The sequence below is a fragment of the uncultured Holdemanella sp. genome (assembly GCF_934772795.1).
Lineage (GTDB): Bacteria > Bacillota_I > Bacilli_A > Erysipelotrichales > Erysipelotrichaceae > Holdemanella.
The window spans coordinates 1-20,678 of the sequence record NZ_CAKVMR010000024.1 but is presented as its reverse complement, the minus strand read 5'-3'; the positions used below and the strand labels follow the sequence as shown (position 1 = coordinate 20,678).

Here is a 20,678-nt window from a genome sequence, read left to right as displayed (position 1 = left end):
TCAATACCTCACTATAATAATTGTTTTTTCGCAAAATTCCATGTATCTCTACACATATCATCTAGATTCTTTTCAGCTACCCAACCAAGCTGTTCTTTAGCACGAGTAGGATCTGCATAACAAGTCGCAATATCACCTGGACGTCTTGGTTTGATGACATATGGAATCTTAATTCCATTCACTCTTTCAAAGGCATGTACAATATCTAATACACTATAGCCTTTTCCTGTTCCTAAGTTACAAATATGAACACCTGGTGTATTGTATTTTTCAATTGCCAAAACATGACCCTTCGCTAAATCCACTACATGAATATAGTCTCGAACACCCGTTCCATCTGGCGTATCATAATCATCCCCAAATACACCTAGTTCAGGAAGTTCTCCAGTAGCCACTTTCATAATATATGGCATCAAGTTATTTGGGATACCCTTTGGATTTTCACCAATCAAGCCAGACTCATGCGCTCCAATTGGATTGAAATAACGAAGTAAAGTTACACTCATTTCTGGATTGGCAAACTGCACATCCGTTAAGATTCTTTCCATCATCGCCTTTGTAGCTCCATATGGATTGGTTGTTTCACCAAGCTTACAATCCTCAGTTAAAGGAACCACTTCAGGATCTCCATATACTGTTGCACTTGAACTAAATACAATACTTGGCACATGATATTTTTTCATCATCTTGGCAACCACTAAAGTTGTCATCAAGTTATTTGTATAATACTCAATTGGCTTTTGAACACTTTCACCAACCGCTTTAAATGCACAACAATGAATCACGGCATCCAATTTATTTTCCTTGAACACTCGCTCTGTTTTTTCTTCATCTAACACATTAAATTCATAAAACTTAACACGTTTACCTGTAATTTTATAAATTGATTCCAACACATCTGGTTTTGAATTAGAGAAATCATCAATCACAACAACGTCATGACCACTTTCTAATAATTCAACACAAATATGACTACCAATATAACCTGTTCCACCGGCAATTAAAATATTCATACGTAAAACCTCATTTCTGTAAATTATTATAACCTATTTTGACAATACTACAAAATAAGAATCTCTTTACATTCCTCTTCTGTTAAAGATACGGCTATATCCTCAAACCATAGACAATGATTCTTCTTATCATAATAATCAAACTTAATACTATGACCCAATCTTTTTTCCAACTGCTTCTTCTTCACCAATACAAGTTTAGGATCTAAACACTGATCATAAATCTTAAAAGCCAAAAGAAACTGTGAAACACTATGGCAAAGTACAACCCTCTCATCTTCACTCAAATTATCTATACGCTTTTGTTCGGTCAAGACAAGATTAAACTTCTTTTTAGGATCTCTGTATAGAAATGGATAGTACAAATAAAACATGGACTTACACTTTTGGCATTGATGCATAAAATACGAACCATCATTCAAGCGTCTTCTAGCGACACTATCCATTTGTGCAATCACAACCGTATCTCTTTTTATCTCAAAAACATGCCCACAATGTGGACATGTGATTGGTATCATTCTTTCTTTCATTAAATAGATCGACAAGCCGATTTTAACCACTCAGCTTCATCACTCGTTAAATAAGGACTGATCTTTTCCAATACCTCTTTATGATAGTTGTTTAACCAAGTCTTTTCTTCATTTGTCAATAAAGAAACGTCCAAGCCATCCAAGTCAAAAGGTACAAACGTCAATGGTTCAAAATGCATGAACTGACCATAGTTATTCACATTTCCTTTTACGACAACCATTTCATTTTCATGACGAATACCAAACTTACCTTCACAATATACACCCGGCTCATTAGAAGTGATCATACCCTCATCTAACACACACATTTCATTACGATGTGGTAAAACTTTCCATCTAAAGCCATTTGGAGATTCATGTACATTCAATAAGTGACCGACACCATGTCCTGTACCACATTGATAATCCATATCCTGATCCCATAGTGGTCCACGAGCTAGAATATCTAAGTTGATTCCTGAACATCCAAATAAGAAGTGGGCATCCGATAAACGAATGTGTCCTCTTAATGCCTTAGTAAACCAATATCTTTCTTCTTCACTAATATCACCCAACACAAATGTACGCGTAATATCTGTCGTACCCTCTAAATATTGTCCACCACTATCAATTAGAAGCATACCAGAATTTGTGATATTTACATTCGTTTCTGGCTTTGAAGAATAGTGCATCATAGCCGCATGTTCTTTATAGGCACAAATCGTATCAAAACTATCCTCTAAATAATTTTCTTGTTCACTACGAAGAACTTGTAATTTAGACTGAACACTCATTTCGCTCATCTCTATCTTACCCGCATTCTTCTTTAACCAATACATGAATTTTGTGACGGCAACACCATCTTTAATATGCGCCCACTTTGTACACTTTAATTCAGTTTCATTCTTTAAAGCCTTCCATAAGATGATTGGACTCTCCTTAAATACAGCTTTCGCACTTAAATTAGAAACAATCGCATAGTTTACACTTGATGGATCCACAAGTACAGAACCACTCAATGTTTTTGTAGCTGAATAAATATCGTTATAGCCACAAACTGTGACATTATTCTTTCTAAATTCTTCTTCACTCAATTCATCCAAACGAGATGCATCCATATAAATAGATGCCGAATCTAAAGATACGATAGAGTATGCCAAAGCGACTGGAAAGTTAGGAATGTCATGTGCTCTTAAATTATAAAGCCACGCAATCTGATCCACACTTGTGAGTACAATGGAATCCACTTTATTTTCACGTAAGAAAGCACGCAAACGAGAAAGCTTACTTTCCATTGATTCACCCGCAAACTTTTCCGAATAATGGAAAGTTGGTGTACTAGGAAGCTCAGGACGATCTGTCCATACATCATTTACTAAATCTAGATTTACATTCATATGTAAGTGTGCCAAATCAAATACAGATTTATATGCCAAGGCATCCTTTGTGTTCATGACACGACCATCAAATCCAACTGTATCGTTTTCCTTTAGATTTTCAACAATATACGCATCGATTTCAGGAACGCCAGGCTGAGACATTCTCATTAAATCAATGCCTGTACCTTCTAGTTGACTTGCCGCCTGAATAAAATAACGACCATCTGTCCATAGTGCAGCCTTATCAAGTAATACAACTAAAACTCCTGCACTACCAGTGAATCCAGACATATATTTACGACATGCGAAATATTCGCAAACATATTCGGTTTCATGAAAGTCTGAAGTCGGAACAATATATGCCTGTACATCATTCTCTACCATTTTCTCACGCAATTTTGAAATTCTTTGAGTAATCATTTTTTAAATCCTTCTTTCCTCTATGCCAATTTCTTAAGTGCATCCACCTGGTATACCATATCCAAGAAATCAAATGCCTCACAAGAAAAACATAACACAATCATAATCAAAAATAACATCTTAATAATATATGTCACAAAATATACCGCTTTGACACTATTTTCCAATCGCATATATTTAAAGTGTGACCACATAATAAAGAGTGGAAACATAAACAATGCACCTTGAAACAACCAATACATCCAAGTACGATTTTGTAGAAGGTATAAGATGTTGAATACCTTATGCGCATGAAAATCAATCATGAATTGATTGATCACAGCCACCGATGCATGTCCATTGAAATAGCCAAGTGCACCTAGAAAGCTGATACCCGCAAATACATTCGTCAAAAAGATAACGGTTTTTGCGATTTGTTTAGGCTTCTTTGTGGTAACACGATTGGCCTGTGCCAAAAGACATAAGTAGCTCACAATAAAAAAGATGCCATATAAAAATGAATAAAACGGAATGAAACAATAGAAAATACAGAAGAATACCGATATGCCTAACATTAGATTTCCAATGGAATCGGTTGTCGTGTGATACCTCTGAATTCTACGAATACCATTTTTATGCATAGAAAAAGCACGCGTAATCGCATTATAGATTGGTTTTGGAAGTATTGACATCAATACCACAAAAACAAGCACAATACCTATCACAATATAATCGCCCATTTTATCCCTCCCCTTTAAATATTTACCTTTCTATTGTAGAATAAAAATATCATTTCGTCCAATCAGAAAGAGGTGCAGAATGAAACTAATTTTTTTAGACGCCGATGGTACACTCTTCCATCACGAAGGCTATATTCCAGATAGTGCCATCAAAGCTTGTATTCAAGCCCAGAAAAACGGACACAAAGTCATTCTATGTACAGGAAGACAACGCATTGAAATCTTTGGCCCTATGTTAGAAATTGACTACGATGCCATTATTGCAGGTAGTGGGGCAACCATTGAGTGTGAACACAAAGTCGTAGAAGAAAATGCCATGTCCAAAGAAGAAAGCCAATATTTATCAAACTACCTTCTTACAAATCACATCCCAGCTAACTTTGAAAGCAGCACAGGCATCTATGCCACGCAATATACAAAAGATACGATGTTAAAAATGGTCGAAAAACAATGTGCCGGCAAAAGTGAGGAAGAAAAAGCCAAACATGGCCTTACGATTCTAACGAACCAAGTCACAGTTGTAGACAATATAAAAGACCTTGTCTTCAACAAAGTCTCTGTGATTGATAATGGTAAAACACCATATAAAAAGATCCAACAAGATCTATCCGATAAATACGATGTGATTCCGGCAACCTTTGCGCCACTTGGAAAAGAGAGTGGAGAAATCACTTCCTACCACATCAATAAAGCCATTGGCATGGATGCCATAGTCAAATACTTTAATGCCGACATTAAAGATACGATTGCGATTGGAGACGGCTTTAATGATCTACCTATGTTTGAAAAAGCACATCTAAGTATCGCCATGGGTAATGCTCCACAAGAAATCAAAGATAAAGCTGATAGGATTACAACATCATTAGATGATGATGGTATATATCATGCCTTTAAAGAATTGAATCTGATTTAATTTTAAGCCCATTCAAGGGCTTTTTCTTTTACTTGAATCCTATGAAATTTCGGTTGTAAACAAGTCTAAATATTTTTCATTAAATCAGTATATAGTATTGAATATGACATTCAACATCTTGTTCTGTCTTTTATTCAATTTATAAGTTGCTATCCGTCCACGCCGGATTTTCTAACAAACACGCCTGAATCTTTATCAATGCTTTTGCCGCCGTTTTAAATGAAATTCTATCCTGTTCACGAAGGACATACTGATTCTGCATGGTCTCATAGGCTTTACGGACAGCTTCATTTTCTTTAGTCTGCGTAAAGAATATGAACTCTACTGGAGTAACTCCCGGTATTCCATCAAGCCGTCCCTGTTCTTCCTCCATACGTATTTTCAGAAGATGGTTCAATTTATCCGTATCCGAAAACAACTTCTTTATCTTTGGATGGTCAGCGATTACCGCCAAATCGTAGATATGCTTTGCAGCTTCAAATGCACGGTGATTGATAGAAGCCTGTCGCACATAAGCCTCCGCAGCAAATAGTTTATCAACAAATATTCTTTCCAGGGTAATCGTCTGGATATGGAATGGCTTCATGTCATACACTGTTTCTAGAATCTGTTTCTGTTCCTCATTTGCCAAATTATAGACCATAGCCGACACTTCGAGGCTATCCACAGGTTCACTGATTGTAAAGGAAGTTGCCTCCACCTTCAGCTTGCCGAATCGCTGTAGTGCGTCGTTTTCATCAAAAGTCGTGACTGGGTCATAAGTATAAACAGCAATCACTTCCGAACGGTTCGTTCTGCCCTGTGATGCATCTCTAGGAAGTGAAATATACTTTTTAGCAGCTCGTTCAAGCCGCTTATCATTTTGCGTCCTACTGCATCCCCTAGTATCAACTGAAAGGTCTATATCTTCCGAAAAACGATTTGTTGTTTTTAAAGCTTTATAAAGAGCCGTTCCTCCTTTGAAAAAAGCAGGAAGTCCTTCCTCCTGTAGGCATGCCAACTCATGCAAGATCAGCAGGACATAATAATCCTTCTCCAGCACGTCCGTACGGTATCCTGTCTGCTCATGTATCATTTCCAGTAAGAGACGAAAAGCCTCTTTATCCTTATGCAATTTCATAGTGCATTTCCTTTCATACTTGCTGTATGTGCCAGGTTCAATATCGTATTGCGATTATAATATTGGTCGGCTATAGCCAGCAAGGTTTTATATTGTAACCCTTTTCTCTGAATGTGTTCTGCAATAATCTCGTAAGGATGTTCAACGTCCACTGGTGCCTTTTTCAGTAATTCCAGGGTATCTAGCAATTGCAGGTAATCCTTATTTTCGGCAGTTACCGGTGTCTTTGGAGGTCGGATTACAACACCCAACTTTTTATCCGTCCTCATGCATTCTTTTGCTACATTTGTGACAAGTACTCGCTCGCGAGGCATTTGGGAAGTAAGTCCCATATAGTGTAGGATTGTTAACCCGGTTTCATAACCAATATCCGGGAGCAAGTATTTATCCGCAATCAATTGTTCTTTATTGATTCCGGTTTCACCAAAAGGTGTAATTGATGTACGATAATAAACCCCTTTTTGATAGCAGCGAAGCTCTGGCATCATACCGCCATCCATGATACGCTTTACCGCTACCGCTACCGCCGCTGCAGCATCTTTTTCATTTAGATCATAAGCTATTGCCATGCTCTTAGAAATCCGTCCTGTATAAATTGGAGTACCTGTCGTAACTTTTTTCATCTGCTCACATACAAATGTCGTATAGGTTTTTTTCATATAGCTAGCCTCCTCTACGATATATTTAATACGCTTTATACATTTTATATCCGATTATATTATATCATATTTCGAAAGAATTTCATCTAGTGTAACCAAAAATGCTTATATAATCATATATTTTTCAACAATTCAGCTAAATTTTCATTTAACATCGGTATTGCACCGTAACGACCAGATATGTATCCCTTTCCATAGTTTTCATCTTTACGAACGCTTTTAATCTCTGCCAAAGAATATAATTCTGTAGAACGATTTAAACTATTTAATTCAGTAAACCAAATTTGATCTCGTCTAAATAAGTCCAAGGATAATAAGCTTGTATCATGCGTAGTAAATATAATTTGAGGTTCTTCCTTTCCTTCTAAAGATAAGAATGTTTTTAACAAAGTATATAATAAAGACTCATGTAAACTTGTTTCTAATTCATCACAAATCAATATTTTTCCTTTTGAAATAATATCTAAAAAAGGACACAAAAACGCAAATAACTTTTGAATACCCGTTGATTCTTCAGTAAATAAATCTGTTTCAAAACCAGGATAAACAACAGAAGCCGTGATTTTTTGTAACGGAGTCATCCTCAATTTATTTTTATATTCGTCTGAAAGAAATTCTGGCAATTCAGACTGAGGAAACGCACTTTCCTCAATATTTATTTTAATATCTTGAATATCTACACCGATATCACGCATAAAAGATAAGGCTAAATTTTTTATTTCAGGATTTGAATTAAATTGATACAAAGAATACTGCATCCAATTTTCTTGATTTGCATTTGTATAAATCACTAAATCTTCACTAAAAAATCGAAATGCATCTTCAATTTCTGTAATATTTGTAAAATTAGCAGCACAAGAAATCATTAGCCTATTTGGCTTTAACACATCTTTACAACTATTAAATCTACCCTTAAATTTACTACCCTCTTCATATGTCATACCCGTTCGATCAAATATTTTTGCCTGTCTACCATTTGGGAAATAATATAAATATTCTTCTTTTACCAACATTTGTTCGATAGAAAACCCATACACAAAGCGAACTCCATTTTTTACAAATTGAACCGAATAAAAGCTTTCACTTCCTATACCATTCAATTTATGTGGCGTATATGGCATGCCCATACCAGGTTGTAAATTTATACTATTCGAAACCAGTAACTTCATAAAATATATAGCATCAATAAAATTACTCTTACCTGAACCATTAGCACCATAAACAACTGAAGATTTTAATATCTTTAAATCTTTATAATCATACAAATATTCACTATTAAAAGTATCTTTACTCGCTAACAAAGAAAATAACACTTCATCCTTAATTGATTTATGATTTTTACACCTAAATTCCAGTAGCATATATCTTACCTCATATCATTTCTAAGCACATAATAGCATGTAAATCTATTTTAAACAATTATATTTGTGATATTTTCTCGTTTTTGATATTTAAAATATCTTTTTTTTATGCATTATACTCATTAAATCATTACTCTTCTACATTTTCACTTAAACAATCAATACGCATTTGAATTTGATGCACTATTTCATCATTTCCTTAATATTAGATTTCAAATACTATACAGTATCACGAGTGCTTTAGAATAGATTTTTGTAAGTTTTTGCATTTTTTCATTCTAGAATCAATTTTATCGGCAATATTCATAATTTTAGAATCTTTTCTACTTTTTTTTGCCGTTACAACACAAAAAAACGCCTAGATTTCTCTAAGCGTTTGTATGTATTACTCTTCTACGATTTCACTTAAACGATCAATACCCACTTGGATACGACGTAATGTTTCATCTTTTCCTAAGATAAACGCAATCTCGATGGCTCCACCTGGAGTGAATTGTTTACCAGAAACAGCTGTACGGATTGGCCATAATACCTGTCCATTCTTCATTTCTAACTCTTTAGGAAGAGCTAATAAACATTCGTGCAATGCATCCATGCTGTCCCATTGATCAAAGGCTTCTAATGTAGCTTTGCTGGCTTTTAAAGCTTTTAATGCAACTTCAGGCGTTGTCTTCATTTTCTTATGACGATACATCTCTAAATCGTAATCTACTAATGTATCAAAGAAGTCAACACTTTCCTCGATTTGATTCAAGATATCAATACGAGGTTGTATGATCTTGGCAATCTCTTTTAAGTTATATGGTCCATGAACCGCTTTTTCTAAGTATGGACGAACTGTTTCATAATATGTTTCTTCATCCATATTTCTTAAATATACACCGTTCATCCAAGTCAATTTATCAATATCGAAAATGGCTGGTGATTTAGAAATACGGTGAATATTAAATACTTTGATCAACTCATCCAAAGTATAGATTTCCTGTTCAGTTTCAGGAGCCCATCCAAGAAGTGCGATATAGTTCATGATCGCATCTGGCAAATATCCCTTCGCAACAAGATCTTGGAAAGAAGCATCTCCATTACGTTTTGATAATTTGTGGTGTTCATCCTTCATTACAGGAGGTACGTGTACATATGTAGGTCTTTGCCATCCATACGCATCATAAATCAAGTTGTACTTAGGTGTACTTGATAAATATTCATTTCCACGAACTACGTGAGAAATCTGCATTTGGTGATCATCAATGATGTTCGCAAAGTTGTATGTTGGATATCCATCCGATTTAATCAAGATTTGTTCATCCAATACATCACCATCTACTTCAATACGACCATATACTTCATCATCAAAATATGTTTCACCAACATCTTTGATTGTTTGACGAATAACATAAGATTCACCCGCATCCAATTTAGCCTGTACTTCTTCAGCACTCAAGTGCTTACAAGGATCATTGAACTTAAAAGAAATACCTAAGCTTTCAGCTTCTTTTCTTTGAGCCTCAATTTCCTCTTCACTACAGAAACAATAGTGAGCTCCACCTAATTTAATTAAATCTTCGGCATACCCTTTGTACATAGGTAAACGTTCACTTTGAACATATGGACCAAAGTCTCCACCAATATCTGGTCCTTCATCCCAGTTCAAACCACACTCTTTTAAAGTTTTATAAATAACATCTACAGCACCCTCTACCTTACGCTCCTGGTCAGTATCCTCAATACGTAATAAGAAGTCGCCACCTTCGTGTTTCGCAATTAAAAATTCAAATAAAGCTGTACGCAAATTTCCAATGTGCATATAGCCAGTTGGACTCGGCGCAAAACGAGTTCTAGTTTTATTCATAGTTATAATCATCCTTTCGCTCTTAATATAATAATACGAAACTACATTTCTTTCAAGATTCCTTCAATCAACTCGACCTTTTCTTTTCGCGACATTTGTTTAATTTTATATTCCAACTTTAAAGCCTCAGACTTCGACTCACAAGCCCTATAATACACAAGCCTGCAAGGCCTTCTACACCGCGTATATTTTGCCCCCTTACCCAAGTTGTGCGTTTCTAATCTTCTATCTACATCCGTCGTATATCCCGTATAATATGTAGAATCACTACACTCTAAAATATATACATATTGACCTTTTTCCATATGCACATCATACCACAAGAAAAAAGAAAGCAGTTAAAAAACTACTTTCTCAACTTCTTATTGATCAAATGTAAAATAACGACAAGCGCAATTAAACCTAAAGTCACATAAATATTTCCATGATATTCAATACCAGTAGGAACATGCATCTTCTTATTCTCAAACAAGAATTCATTATTCTCTACCTTTTTACCATCAATAAAAATTTCATCCTCTTTGACCTCCACAAATAAGACTTCATCCGATTTTTCATACCCACTAGGCGCCTTTGTCTCCTTGATATACATCGCATCATCACGCATTAAAATCGATAGTGTACCATTGCCTTTAAATGTCTTCAAAGATTCTGTACAATCCCTATCCTTAAAACTTGTAAATTCAATAGAATCCAAGATCTCTTCCTTTGAATCCCTATCAATCTTTTTAATGATCAACTTCTCAAATGGACGATGCTTAGGATACATCACAACATCATAATTTAATGTATCCCCATCCCACTCTGGAACACTCACTAACATTGGACTCATTCTTTCATACTCGTTGATATTGACAGGATCAATAAAGTACAATCCTTCTTCTACATCTTCAAGAACAGCCTTACCTTCTTCATCTGTAACTAATCTTTCACCAGTAACCTCATACTCACTAAGCTTTGCGCAAATTTCTTCCACTTCTTCAGCCAATAATTCCGTATTGAAATCCACATCTAAATCTTGAAATTCTTCATTCAATACAAAAAAGCCATCCACAAGCTTTGCGACTTGCACAACACCAAACTCAACATTCTCCTTTGAGAGTTCATCTACCGAATCCTGCAACTCCACGCGAATCGAGTTTGCGTTTACCGGCATAACACATGCGAACATCATTAATATGATCAAACCAATTTTTTTCACCATTTCACCACCATTACACAAATTATTGGAATTAAAATAAAACACAATTCCCTAAAAGAATACGATTTACGTACCTTTTTCTCTTTCTTTTTAGGAAACACTCGTTTGGCCCTGACAACCAACCTTTTCGTATTGATTCCATACGGCGTACAAGTCACTAAACTCAATAGATCCCGGTTCTTCTCAATACCCATATCTAAGATGGCTTTTGGCTCTACCACAATAGAATCCATCACCTCATAGACCAATTCTTTTTTACACACATGGATATAGATCAAATCCTTCTTTTTTAATTCATCCAAACGCGTAAACAGTTTGGCACTTGGAAGACCTCTATGACCTGTTAATATACAATGCGAATTCTTTCCACCAACCGGAAGACTTGTAAAGTCAAAATGACCAATTCCACGATTTAATACTTCATCACTCGTTCCACGATAAATTGGTAAGTCTACATCAATCACTGGAATCTGGATGGTTGCGATCACACCTGATGATAAAGTATTTAACATCGTTTCATAAGCTTCTTTTTCTTTACCCAAATACAAATTTTGGTTGTAGTTCAACCCATCATTAAAACTTGACTTTAATATACCCTCATCTACTTTTTCTTCTTCTAAATAAAAACTTGAAATGACATTCTCTACACTTTGATTAAAAAAGAAATTTAAGATGAGTGGCAATACACAAATCAAGAAACCAAGAAAGAATAGAATCCTATTCTTCCCTTTTCTTCTTACATACATACACCATAATACCAGCACCCGTTATAACACACGCAATCGTTCCCATTGATCCTGTAACTGGTAATTTAGAGCCTGTTTGATTCACGACTTTTAAAGCTACACTTAAATCATTCGTACTCGCATTTAAATGCGTATTAAAACTAGTAGCCGCCAAAGAAACTAAACCCTCACCATTTGAGGTATAGTTATTACGATTGGATACAAATGTAGGCACAAGCTTAATTTCAATCGCTTCCTTTAATAATGTATATCCATCTGGTGCCTTGATTTCCTTTAAATAATAGGTTCCCTGATTCAAACCTTGAATCACAAACTCACCACTTGAATTCGATACGATTTCTTCATCCACACTATTTGAAACAACATATCCATTTGTACTTTTCTTGACCTTGACTAAATCCGTCAAATTCGAATCACGATACAACTTGAATGTTGCCCCCTCTAATTTGACATCCTTCTCATTTGTCTTTAAACCCTTTATTTGATATGTATAACACACAACACTATCCCAAGGCGTTTGCCCTTTCGAATTCGTTTGCGGATCATTTGAGAAATTCAATCGTACTTTATTTTCAAAACCCTTCCTTGAAATCTTTGTGGCAGCCAAGTCATTTAAATACGCATCATACGTAAAAAGAATCGAATCGCCTGGATTACCAAGTCCTTTAAAATCATTGAATGTGACTTTAAATCCAGTTGAAGACTTTGAAATACTATACTTATCAGCAGGAATAAGATTATCCTTTACCTTTACTTGAATACTGCCTTCTTTTAAAGATAGACTTTGATCCATTTCATCCTCAAACTCCAAGAAATAAGAAGCATATCCACTCATATCTGGCACTGTAGATTCATACTTATATGGAATGTCCTGCATGATCTCAAAATCGGCAATATCATTCCAACCAATATTGTTGTCATCTTCATAAATCTTCTTTAGAATACTCGGATAATCCGACTTAATTTGAATCGTCGTTTTAGGATTTGCGGTATTCACCATCGTCATAGAACTTGCCGCATGTGCATTGGATACATTGGTAATTTCATCAATCAAATAGAAACCATACCCCAACTTTTCCAACGTAATATTTCCATTCACATCACAACTTTCTACATTCACAATACTCGCATCCAATGTAGAGATTGCCTGTTGAATCGATTCAATAAACGTACGATATTCACTTTGACTTCCTTCATTATCTAAAGACATCATATAGTCCACGACATCTTGATCGGATACCGATTTAGATAATTTACTAGATACAAGCTCCTTGATTTTAGATGCATAAACACGATTTAAAGTATAGTGAATCGAAGTATTGTCCTTTGAATTGGTCGCATCAAACAATTTATATACCTTAAACGACTTTCCCTGCATCGACTGATTTGCGTTAGCCTGAATTAAAATACTGGCATTTCCCTCATTAAAACTTGCCGTACCATTCACAACCGAAACACTTGTTTCTTTCGCACTCACTGGACTTGTGACCATCGCCAACATCAACAGTCCTGTATAAATTAAATTCCTTTTATTCATGATTTCTCCTCAACATTAAATATGCACCTACAACCACACACACCAAACTCATACTTGAACCAGTATGTGGAAGCTTAGTCATTCTTTCATTCACAAACTCCAAGTTCACACTTCCATCCGCATATAAGCCATCTACTTTTTCTTGATCAACATACACATCATATTGTCCATTAACTGGAATAAAATCCGTTTTAATACAATACACACGATCTATCTTTTGATAGCCACTTGGCGCCTTGATTTCTTTTAAATAATACGTTTCACCATTCTTTAAATCCGAAAAAGATACAACACCATCTACAGTCGTTTTCTCATCTATCTTTTCTTTACACTCACTATCTTTAAACAATCCAAATACAGCACCATCTAGTAATTGAGCCATATTGTTTTTCTTTACGATCTTCAAAGAAAATGGATTCACTTTATTTGAGAATGTGATCACTGGATCCACCCCACTGATTTGTCCATTACTCAACACTTCAAATTCAATCGGCTGAATATCCAGGGCATACCCATCTAGAGTCTTAAACTCAGTTAATGTATGTTTTCCTTTTGTCAAACCAATTAATTCAATTTCACCCTTATCATTCGTCTTTTCTTGTAAAGGAAATGGTAAGTTTGGCATTGTATGCTTAAAGATGACATTCGGCAATGGAATCTGCGTTCCCTCTTGTACTTTGATCAACTTTAAACGATTCACTGTATCTTTCACACTAAACGTCTTAAATGCACTAATATGCTCCGACGTACTACTTGTACGATCTAGTTTTTGTACATATACTGTGCTATCCAATAAATACCCCTGTGGAGGATCGATTTCCTGAACTGTAATCGTACCTAGTGGTAAACAAATCTTTCCATTCAAATCCGTATAGAAGGCATCACCACTTACTTTATATGAATCTTCCATTAGAATCTTACCCGTCTTATCCGTCTTTAATATCCAGCTGCGTAAAGGTGAAATACCTAAACCACCTGGATCCTTATCATATAGACCACCATAAAACTTAAATTCATACTTCGCATCTTTTAAGCTAGCCATACCCTGTGCTTTATTGCCTGTTTCTGCATCTTGTTTCACCAAAACTAAATCCACAAGATTGGTTTGTGGAACATCTCGCACTTCAATTTCTACAACCGCTTCATCTTCCACCTTGACCGTATAGATCGTCGTATCTTTTTGATAGCCATGTGGTGCTAGTATTTCATTGACATAGTAAGTACCAAGATCTAAATCGGCAATCACATTGGACTTTCCTGATTCATCAATCTTAAATTCACCAATCTTTTCTTTACATCCAGAATCTTTGTACAATCCATAAAGAGCACCAGAAAATGTATAGGATGAGTTATATTGATTGATCTCATTCTTTGAACTGATCTTTAAAAGCTTTACTGAACCAGTAGGTACATACACACCATATGCCAACTTTTGAATTGGTGTTAATACACCTTGCCAGTTATAGGCAGACCCAGCCACATCGACCATATAAGTCGAATAGTTTTTAACACTTGGCTTTGAGATGATTTCATTCCATAAACCACCCACAACCTTATTCCAGTGATATCCATCATTACTTGCCTTACTAATACAATTCGAACTAAACGCATTCGATACAAGCTCACTTGTAAGTACGATAGCTCCGCTGACACCAAAACGAGATGTTAATATGTCTCCAGGACCGTTATAGCCATAGTACAAACATTTCTTTAGGTTCTCATTTTCAACCAAGTAAGGATCGGAAGTCACATCCCCAGCTGCAGGAGATGCATTCAATCCTTGCGCACAAAACGCTTCATGTGAATTTGACAATTTCCATATTCCATTCGCAATATAGTAGCCAGGCTTTTCTTCATAACGATGATGCGTCATACTCACGACACTACTCGCTCTAGATTCCATCACATCTACAGTTGTTTCAAATCCTGCACTATAGCGGTCTAGAATCATCAAACCATTCTTGATCAAATAGGCATCGGAATAGTTATCATAAAAGTCTTCACTTAAAAAATAGGTTGAATCACAATAGTCTAATAAACCATACTCACTAGCCTTAGCTTTTCGTAATTCAATAAATTCATCCGTATTGATGTTTCCCTTTTTATACTCCTCCATCATCTCCATTTCTTTTGAACTCATTCCATACGTATCCATCGTGTCAGCACGAACAATACTTAAAGAAAGAATGAATACTATAAGAATACTCATACATATATAAATCTTTTTTTTCATTACTTCACCTCCCATTTATATATTCTTTTCTTCTCACCTACTATTTTGACAACCCAATGTGAAAAAGACATTAATTCCAAGCATTTCTTTACGATACTTCCTATCTTGTCTAAAACGCAAAAAAACAAGCGTTTTACATAAAAAACACTTGTCAAAAAATCACAAATCGTGTATTATAAATAGGCACATTGGGGTATAGCCAAGCGGTAAGGCATCAGACTCTGAATCTGACATTTCCTTGGTTCGAATCCAAGTACCCCAGCCATGCCTATTACAGAGAAGCAATTCTCTGTTTTTTTTATATTTTAAACGGAATGGTATACTTCAAAGAATCACTTTTTACTTCTAAATAATGATCAATAATTTTAGTTTCTAAGAACAATTCTAACAATACATCATTTCGAGTGGACCCATTTGCTTCGATTTCAATACAATTGTCATTCATTCGAATTACTGGAGTACCTACCGTCCAATCATTATAGATAAACGCATTTAAAAGTGCTTGCCTTACATAATCCAAATTAAACAGATAACGATCAATTCTTGGTCGAACAGTGGTATCTGAAAAACAAATATTTTCCGCAATAAATCGATCTATAATTCTTATGAATGAAGTCAAAAGACAAACATGACCATAATCCGTTACTTGATCAAATTTGATAAACAGAATAGAATAATCATTTTGATCTGCCAATAATTTTTTCAATACATCATCCATTTTAAATGAACAATGACTTTCACTTAAATAGATCTTCAATTGATTATAAGTTAAACCAAGTCTATGTAACACAATAAATGCTTTTCCTTCTTCAAATTGAACTTCCATTTTTATTTCAGATTCTGGATTTGGTTCAATACAGGTCGTAATATGACTCCAAATCCGTTTTAAATCTTCATCCAAATCATCTGAAGCAATCTTTAAAACACCACTACATGTATTTAATAAAGATACAATTTCTTTATCATATTCAAAATTTGATTTAATTTCATAATTAAACATAACTATCACCAATACTATTATAAGGGACCCGAAGGTGCTTTACTACTCAATAAAACATAATTTTCGATTTGAAACATAATGTATTTATTTGTCTATTGTACATTAAAAAAGAGAACTTATTTAAGCTCTCTAATGCGATATTTTAGAATGAATGATTTTTTTTATAATCATTTATTTCTCTCTTATTAGGTGTTCTTTTGTAAATTTCATAATAAGTTTTTTCGCTCACTATATTTTGTTCCAAATACATAAATTCTTTTATTACATGCTCTTTATCTATTTCATCTAACATTGGAACAGTTGTGATTCTCGGCTCTGATTCATATGAAATCGGTAGCGAATATAAAATTTCTTCTTCAACCAAAATAGCTTCCGTTATACTTTCTGAAAATTCTAATGGTTTTATATTCTTAATGAAACCACTTTCAGTATAACAAATATAACGTGTTACGATTTTTTCCCTATTAAATTGGCTTTTTAAAAACGCTTTTCTCATAGGAATGTATTTATTTCTGGATATCAAAAAATATTTAAGATTAATTTGATAGTTGTAATACAATATTTTGGCAAAATCCGATTTAGAATATTCATAATTTGTATTGAAGTTTCTGCTTTTATCTACAATATTAAAATCACGTTCTAGCCAATAATATGGTTTGCTTAAATAATCTAATTTAATTATATCGCATTCGTATTTATAAGGCTCATGATATCTCGCCTCAAAGAATGGTCTATTGTTTTGAATTATTTTTTTTACTTTTTTAAACTTTTTAGAAAACTCAAGTTTTTCACTATTGTTCAAAGCAATTACATTCGAGCCTGTATTTTTTATGATAATATCTGTAATTCTAACAACTATCATATCTCTAAATTTAAGATATTTTTGATCGCCATTTGGAGTATATGCTTTCATATAATATTTCTGTGTATGTTCAGAATAATCTGAACAATTGGAATAAGATGGAACTACCCATACTGCCCCAAAATCCTTTATTTCACCAAAGACGAAAGGTCTTTTCCCTTCTTTAATAAAATCTGGATTAAAGCCGTATTTAGTAACAGTCGATTTTTTTAACCAAATAACTTCTCCAGCTTCAAGCGAGTAAATATTTTTCATAAGGTGTCTCCATAAATAAAAACCCCCAATTATGGCGAGGGGGTCAAGCGCACACTATAACTTGCGAAGCTCTTCACTTTTATCCCGCTTATCCAAAAAGGACTGAGCAAGCGGCTAGATATTAGAGCAGCTAACTCCTCTATCTTCATATATATTATGCGTTATTTACCTCTAAAAATCAACTGTTTCCCATAGTTAAATTGATTTAAAAGTGGCTGCAATTTAATTACAACTTGAAACACAATTTATTTAATTTTTTTCTTTTCATCAATTAAGCTATATGACTTAATTATCATCGAATTAAGTTGTTTGGCTTAATTAGGCATAAAAAAAGAGAGCATAGCTCTCAATTTTATTTATTAACGATTGAAGAAGAAGTTAGGAATTTGTTCATCATCACTTGTGTTACTTTCAACACTAGTTACAACACCTGAGTTAACAGGAGCTTGGATTTTTGGTTCTGTGAACAATGTATCATTCGCAACTTGTTTAATTACTGGTTCACTACGTCTTTTACGTTGTTTTTCTTTTGGTTCTTCAAATCCAGTAGCGATTACTGTAACGATGATCGCATCACCTAATTGTTCGTTGATTGCGATACCAAAAATGCAGTCAACATCTCCACCAGCTGCATCTTGAATGACAGCTACAGCGTTTTGTGCATCAAATAAGCTAACTTTGTCACCACCAGTGATGTTTACGATAGCTGATTTAGCACCAGAGATTTGTGCTTCCAATAATGGTGATTGGATAGCTTTTTCAGCAGCAGAGATAGCTTTGTCTTCTCCTTCTGCCATACCAATACCGATCAATGCACGACCTTGGTTTTGCATAACGCTACGAACGTCCGCAAAGTCTAAGTTTACCAATGCTGGAACAGCGATCAAGTCAGAGATTGTTTGAACACCTTGACGTAATACGTTATCTGCAGCTTGGAATGCTTCTTCGATTGGTTTACGACCAATCACATCTAATAAGTTGTCATTTGAAACGATGATCAATGAGTCAACATATTTTTTCAATTCTTCAATACCATCTTTGGCATTGTTTGCACGACGACGACCTTCAAAAGTGAATGGACGAGTTACAACGGCAACTGTTAAAGCACCTTCTTCTTTAGAAATCTTAGCGATTAATGGAGCAGCACCAGTACCAGTTCCACCACCCATACCAGCAGTGATAAATACCATGTCGCTTCCTTTTACAGATTCGCGAATTTCTGCTTCACTTTCTTCAGCAGCTTTACGTCCATATTCTGGATTTCCTCCAGCACCTAAACCTTTAGTAGTTTCTTTTCCTAAAACGATTTTATTATCGCAAGGAGAGTTTTTCATAACTTGTACATCTGTGTTGCAGATATAGAAATCAACACCCTTAACACCATCAGCAACCATACGGTTAACAGCGTTGGATCCACCACCACCAACACCAAATACTTTAATATTTGCTACTTGATTAAATTCAGTCATATAATATTTTCCTCTCTTTTTTATTCTTCATCTGCTAAAATAGCATTCTTTAATTTCTTAGTAAATCCACCTTCACCAGTATGCGCCTTTTGATTGATCGAATCAATGCTCGCTTCTAATTCATTATTGTTTGCACTAATTCTGTCATCATGGTGAATACGGTTGATGTCTTGCCAAGCATAAGCCATACCTAAGCCACACACAAATGCACCATCTCTTGCACCAATGGCTTGTTCTTGATAGATCATGGCACTCGCATTGAATGATTTATCTAAATCCTTCAATACAGGAATATTACTTCCTTGTCCTGTGATCACATATCTTGATTTTCCTTGGCGAACAATTGGTAAACATGCATCATTTACAGCTGCAATCCATTGACGAATACGAGGTAAACAAGCCTTCGCAAGTTCATTTGCCGTAATCTCAACACGCATATCTTCTCTTTGTTCAATATAAACGATCACATCACTGTTTTCATCTTCCTGACCCGAGAAAATATTCTGCAACAATCTGTAACATACATCATCACTTAACTTATATTTTCTTTGGATATCCTCAATGAACCATAAGTATCCATAATCCAAAGTTGTACAAGTCATTAAACGACCTGTGCTAAATAAAGCTAAAGTAGAGTGATTCTGTTCCAAATCGATTTGGATCGTAACTCTTTCTGTACTCTGTGCTAAAGCAGCCGTTTCTTGACCAATCGCAAATGAATCTAAACATAGATCCAAGATTTCAAGATTTGCCTGTTCCACACAACGAGCATACGAATAAATCGTTTCTTTATCAGCATATAATAGATCTACATCCATGATGAAATCCTCACATTCCTGATTTAATGGAAGCTTTTGACTTACTTGTCCATTGACTTCATAAGTCACCTTATTCGCATTGACAAATTCTACATCTTCATTCAATCGTTTTTGAATGGCGTTTTTAAATCCTTGCTGAATATGGAACAAACGAATATTTTTTGTACCATCTTCAATCTGAACACGCACCTTTTGTGAGCTACGCATTACATTTACACTAGGAACAGCCAATAAGACACGTTCAATTCGATATCCTAAAGCTGCCTGTGCATTCGTTATAGCTTGACGAATGGCTGTAACAATAGCACTTTCATCGACAATCTTTTGATTTTTATCTACACCTGAACAAACAACTCTTTCTGTTCTTAAAACGTTGTAACGAGCTTCAAATATCTCTAAAACGATAAGACGAATCTCTTGATCAGCAATTTCGATAGCCGCATAAACTCTTTTCTTACTCATTCGACGTCTCCTTTTACATACTACTAAACAATAATACCATATTTGAAATAAAAATAGAAGATTCTCTTTTTAAATTCAACATTGAAAAAAGGGCCGGCATAAGCCTACCCTTCCAATTTTTGAAATGCCTTTTCCCTAAATCTTTTCTTACAC

General features: G+C 34.9%; 18 protein-coding genes and 1 tRNA gene. 2 read left to right on the top strand and 17 right to left on the bottom strand.

The features are described from left to right. Positions 1-11: 11 nt before the first annotated feature. The 4 genes from galE to Q0F04_RS05950 are packed head-to-tail and all read right to left on the bottom strand — an operon-like array spanning position 12 to position 4,040. Entirely contained in the window at positions 12-1,013 is a 1,002-nt protein-coding gene (gene galE / locus Q0F04_RS05965; protein ID WP_295751271.1) for a UDP-glucose 4-epimerase GalE, read from the bottom strand. A gap of 47 nt (positions 1,014-1,060) precedes the next feature. After that, a complete protein-coding gene (locus Q0F04_RS05960; protein ID WP_295751268.1) occupies positions 1,061-1,543 on the bottom strand; it encodes a CpXC domain-containing protein in 483 nt (160 codons plus the stop codon). Then, complete coding sequence (locus tag Q0F04_RS05955) at positions 1,543-3,321, bottom strand: aminopeptidase P family protein (RefSeq protein ID WP_295751265.1); 1,779 nt, start codon at positions 3,319-3,321, stop codon at positions 1,543-1,545. Before Q0F04_RS05955 ends, Q0F04_RS05960 begins: the two co-directional genes overlap by 1 nt. A 20-nt stretch (positions 3,322-3,341) precedes the next feature. After that, entirely contained in the window at positions 3,342-4,040 is a 699-nt protein-coding gene (locus Q0F04_RS05950) for a hypothetical protein (RefSeq protein ID WP_295751262.1), read from the bottom strand. Positions 4,041-4,119: 79 nt separating this feature from the next. Here Q0F04_RS05950 and Q0F04_RS05945 point away from each other — a divergent pair, with 79 nt between their 5' ends. Continuing rightward, positions 4,120-4,953, top strand: coding sequence for an HAD family hydrolase (locus Q0F04_RS05945; protein WP_295751259.1), 834 nt, complete (start codon positions 4,120-4,122; stop codon positions 4,951-4,953). Positions 4,954-5,092: 139 nt separating this feature from the next. On the opposite strand, the gene Q0F04_RS05940 is transcribed toward Q0F04_RS05945, so the two are convergent. The 9 genes from Q0F04_RS05940 to Q0F04_RS05900 form a co-directional block, all read right to left on the bottom strand. After that, positions 5,093-6,073, bottom strand: a complete 981-nt coding sequence (locus Q0F04_RS05940; protein WP_295751256.1) for a nucleotidyl transferase AbiEii/AbiGii toxin family protein — start codon at positions 6,071-6,073, stop codon at positions 5,093-5,095. Continuing rightward, entirely contained in the window at positions 6,070-6,732 is a 663-nt protein-coding gene (locus Q0F04_RS05935; RefSeq protein ID WP_295751253.1) for a hypothetical protein, read from the bottom strand. The genes Q0F04_RS05940 and Q0F04_RS05935 overlap by 4 nt, the downstream gene beginning before the upstream one ends. Positions 6,733-6,845: 113 nt before the next feature. Continuing rightward, the gene (locus tag Q0F04_RS05930) at positions 6,846-8,093 is read right to left on the bottom strand and encodes an ATP-binding protein (protein ID WP_295751250.1); all 1,248 of its coding nucleotides are present in this window, start codon (positions 8,091-8,093) and stop codon (positions 6,846-6,848) included. A gap of 385 nt (positions 8,094-8,478) precedes the next feature. Further along, a complete protein-coding gene (gene gltX / locus Q0F04_RS05925; protein WP_295751248.1) occupies positions 8,479-9,942 on the bottom strand; it encodes a glutamate--tRNA ligase in 1,464 nt (487 codons plus the stop codon). A gap of 41 nt (positions 9,943-9,983) precedes the next feature. Beyond that, complete coding sequence (locus Q0F04_RS05920; RefSeq protein WP_295564405.1) at positions 9,984-10,247, bottom strand: GIY-YIG nuclease family protein; 264 nt, start codon at positions 10,245-10,247, stop codon at positions 9,984-9,986. Positions 10,248-10,288: 41 nt separating this feature from the next. After that, the gene (locus Q0F04_RS05915) at positions 10,289-11,146 is read right to left on the bottom strand and encodes a SpaA isopeptide-forming pilin-related protein (protein WP_295751246.1); all 858 of its coding nucleotides are present in this window, start codon (positions 11,144-11,146) and stop codon (positions 10,289-10,291) included. Beyond that, positions 11,140-11,889: a class C sortase gene (locus Q0F04_RS05910; protein WP_295751244.1), complete on the bottom strand. Its 750-nt coding sequence runs from the start codon at positions 11,887-11,889 to the stop codon at positions 11,140-11,142. Before Q0F04_RS05910 ends, Q0F04_RS05915 begins: the two co-directional genes overlap by 7 nt. Continuing rightward, entirely contained in the window at positions 11,861-13,426 is a 1,566-nt protein-coding gene (locus Q0F04_RS05905) for a SpaA isopeptide-forming pilin-related protein (RefSeq protein ID WP_295751241.1), read from the bottom strand. The genes Q0F04_RS05910 and Q0F04_RS05905 overlap by 29 nt, the downstream gene beginning before the upstream one ends. Beyond that, on the bottom strand, positions 13,419-15,659 hold the full coding sequence (locus Q0F04_RS05900) for a SpaA isopeptide-forming pilin-related protein (RefSeq protein ID WP_295751238.1): 2,241 nt from the start codon (positions 15,657-15,659) through the stop codon (positions 13,419-13,421). The genes Q0F04_RS05905 and Q0F04_RS05900 overlap by 8 nt, the downstream gene beginning before the upstream one ends. Before the next feature lie 189 nt (positions 15,660-15,848). Here Q0F04_RS05900 and Q0F04_RS05895 point away from each other — a divergent pair. After that, a tRNA-Gln gene (locus tag Q0F04_RS05895) sits at positions 15,849-15,924 on the top strand. Between the two features lie 33 nt (positions 15,925-15,957). Here the strand turns inward: Q0F04_RS05895 and Q0F04_RS05890 are convergent. The 4 genes from Q0F04_RS05890 to Q0F04_RS05875 all read right to left on the bottom strand — a co-directional run bounded on the left by Q0F04_RS05890 (position 15,958) and on the right by Q0F04_RS05875 (position 20,525). Next, positions 15,958-16,659, bottom strand: a complete 702-nt coding sequence (locus Q0F04_RS05890; protein ID WP_295751235.1) for a hypothetical protein — start codon at positions 16,657-16,659, stop codon at positions 15,958-15,960. Positions 16,660-16,801: 142 nt separating this feature from the next. Next, positions 16,802-17,776: a hypothetical protein gene (locus Q0F04_RS05885; RefSeq protein ID WP_295751233.1), complete on the bottom strand. Its 975-nt coding sequence runs from the start codon at positions 17,774-17,776 to the stop codon at positions 16,802-16,804. A 359-nt stretch (positions 17,777-18,135) separates the two neighbouring features. Beyond that, complete coding sequence (gene ftsZ / locus Q0F04_RS05880; RefSeq protein ID WP_295751230.1) at positions 18,136-19,245, bottom strand: cell division protein FtsZ; 1,110 nt, start codon at positions 19,243-19,245, stop codon at positions 18,136-18,138. A 20-nt stretch (positions 19,246-19,265) separates the two neighbouring features. After that, complete coding sequence (locus Q0F04_RS05875; protein WP_295751227.1) at positions 19,266-20,525, bottom strand: hypothetical protein; 1,260 nt, start codon at positions 20,523-20,525, stop codon at positions 19,266-19,268. Positions 20,526-20,678 lie beyond the last annotated feature (153 nt).

Bases quoted from the DNA above. Each gene is read 5' to 3' on its own strand.
- Q0F04_RS05905 (WP_295751241.1), bottom strand. From the start codon at position 13,426: ATGAATAAAAGGAATTTAATTTATACAGGACTGTTGATGTTGGCGATG.
- Q0F04_RS05910 (WP_295751244.1), bottom strand. From the start codon at position 11,889: ATGTATGTAAGAAGAAAAGGGAAGAATAGGATTCTATTCTTTCTTGGT.
- Q0F04_RS05950 (WP_295751262.1), bottom strand. From the start codon at position 4,040: ATGGGCGATTATATTGTGATAGGTATTGTGCTTGTTTTTGTGGTATTG.
- Q0F04_RS05915 (WP_295751246.1), bottom strand. From the start codon at position 11,146: ATGGTGAAAAAAATTGGTTTGATCATATTAATGATGTTCGCATGTGTT.
- Q0F04_RS05945 (WP_295751259.1), top strand. From the start codon at position 4,120: ATGAAACTAATTTTTTTAGACGCCGATGGTACACTCTTCCATCACGAA.
- gltX (WP_295751248.1), bottom strand. From the start codon at position 9,942: ATGAATAAAACTAGAACTCGTTTTGCGCCGAGTCCAACTGGCTATATG.
- Q0F04_RS05960 (WP_295751268.1), bottom strand. From the start codon at position 1,543: ATGAAAGAAAGAATGATACCAATCACATGTCCACATTGTGGGCATGTT.
- Q0F04_RS05935 (WP_295751253.1), bottom strand. From the start codon at position 6,732: ATGAAAAAAACCTATACGACATTTGTATGTGAGCAGATGAAAAAAGTT.
- Q0F04_RS05900 (WP_295751238.1), bottom strand. From the start codon at position 15,659: ATGAAAAAAAAGATTTATATATGTATGAGTATTCTTATAGTATTCATT.
- Q0F04_RS05920 (WP_295564405.1), bottom strand. From the start codon at position 10,247: ATGGAAAAAGGTCAATATGTATATATTTTAGAGTGTAGTGATTCTACA.
- Q0F04_RS05940 (WP_295751256.1), bottom strand. From the start codon at position 6,073: ATGAAATTGCATAAGGATAAAGAGGCTTTTCGTCTCTTACTGGAAATG.
- Q0F04_RS05955 (WP_295751265.1), bottom strand. From the start codon at position 3,321: ATGATTACTCAAAGAATTTCAAAATTGCGTGAGAAAATGGTAGAGAAT.
- ftsZ (WP_295751230.1), bottom strand. From the start codon at position 19,245: ATGACTGAATTTAATCAAGTAGCAAATATTAAAGTATTTGGTGTTGGT.
- Q0F04_RS05875 (WP_295751227.1), bottom strand. From the start codon at position 20,525: ATGAGTAAGAAAAGAGTTTATGCGGCTATCGAAATTGCTGATCAAGAG.
- galE (WP_295751271.1), bottom strand. From the start codon at position 1,013: ATGAATATTTTAATTGCCGGTGGAACAGGTTATATTGGTAGTCATATT.
- Q0F04_RS05885 (WP_295751233.1), bottom strand. From the start codon at position 17,776: ATGAAAAATATTTACTCGCTTGAAGCTGGAGAAGTTATTTGGTTAAAA.
- Q0F04_RS05890 (WP_295751235.1), bottom strand. From the start codon at position 16,659: ATGTTTAATTATGAAATTAAATCAAATTTTGAATATGATAAAGAAATT.
- Q0F04_RS05930 (WP_295751250.1), bottom strand. From the start codon at position 8,093: ATGCTACTGGAATTTAGGTGTAAAAATCATAAATCAATTAAGGATGAA.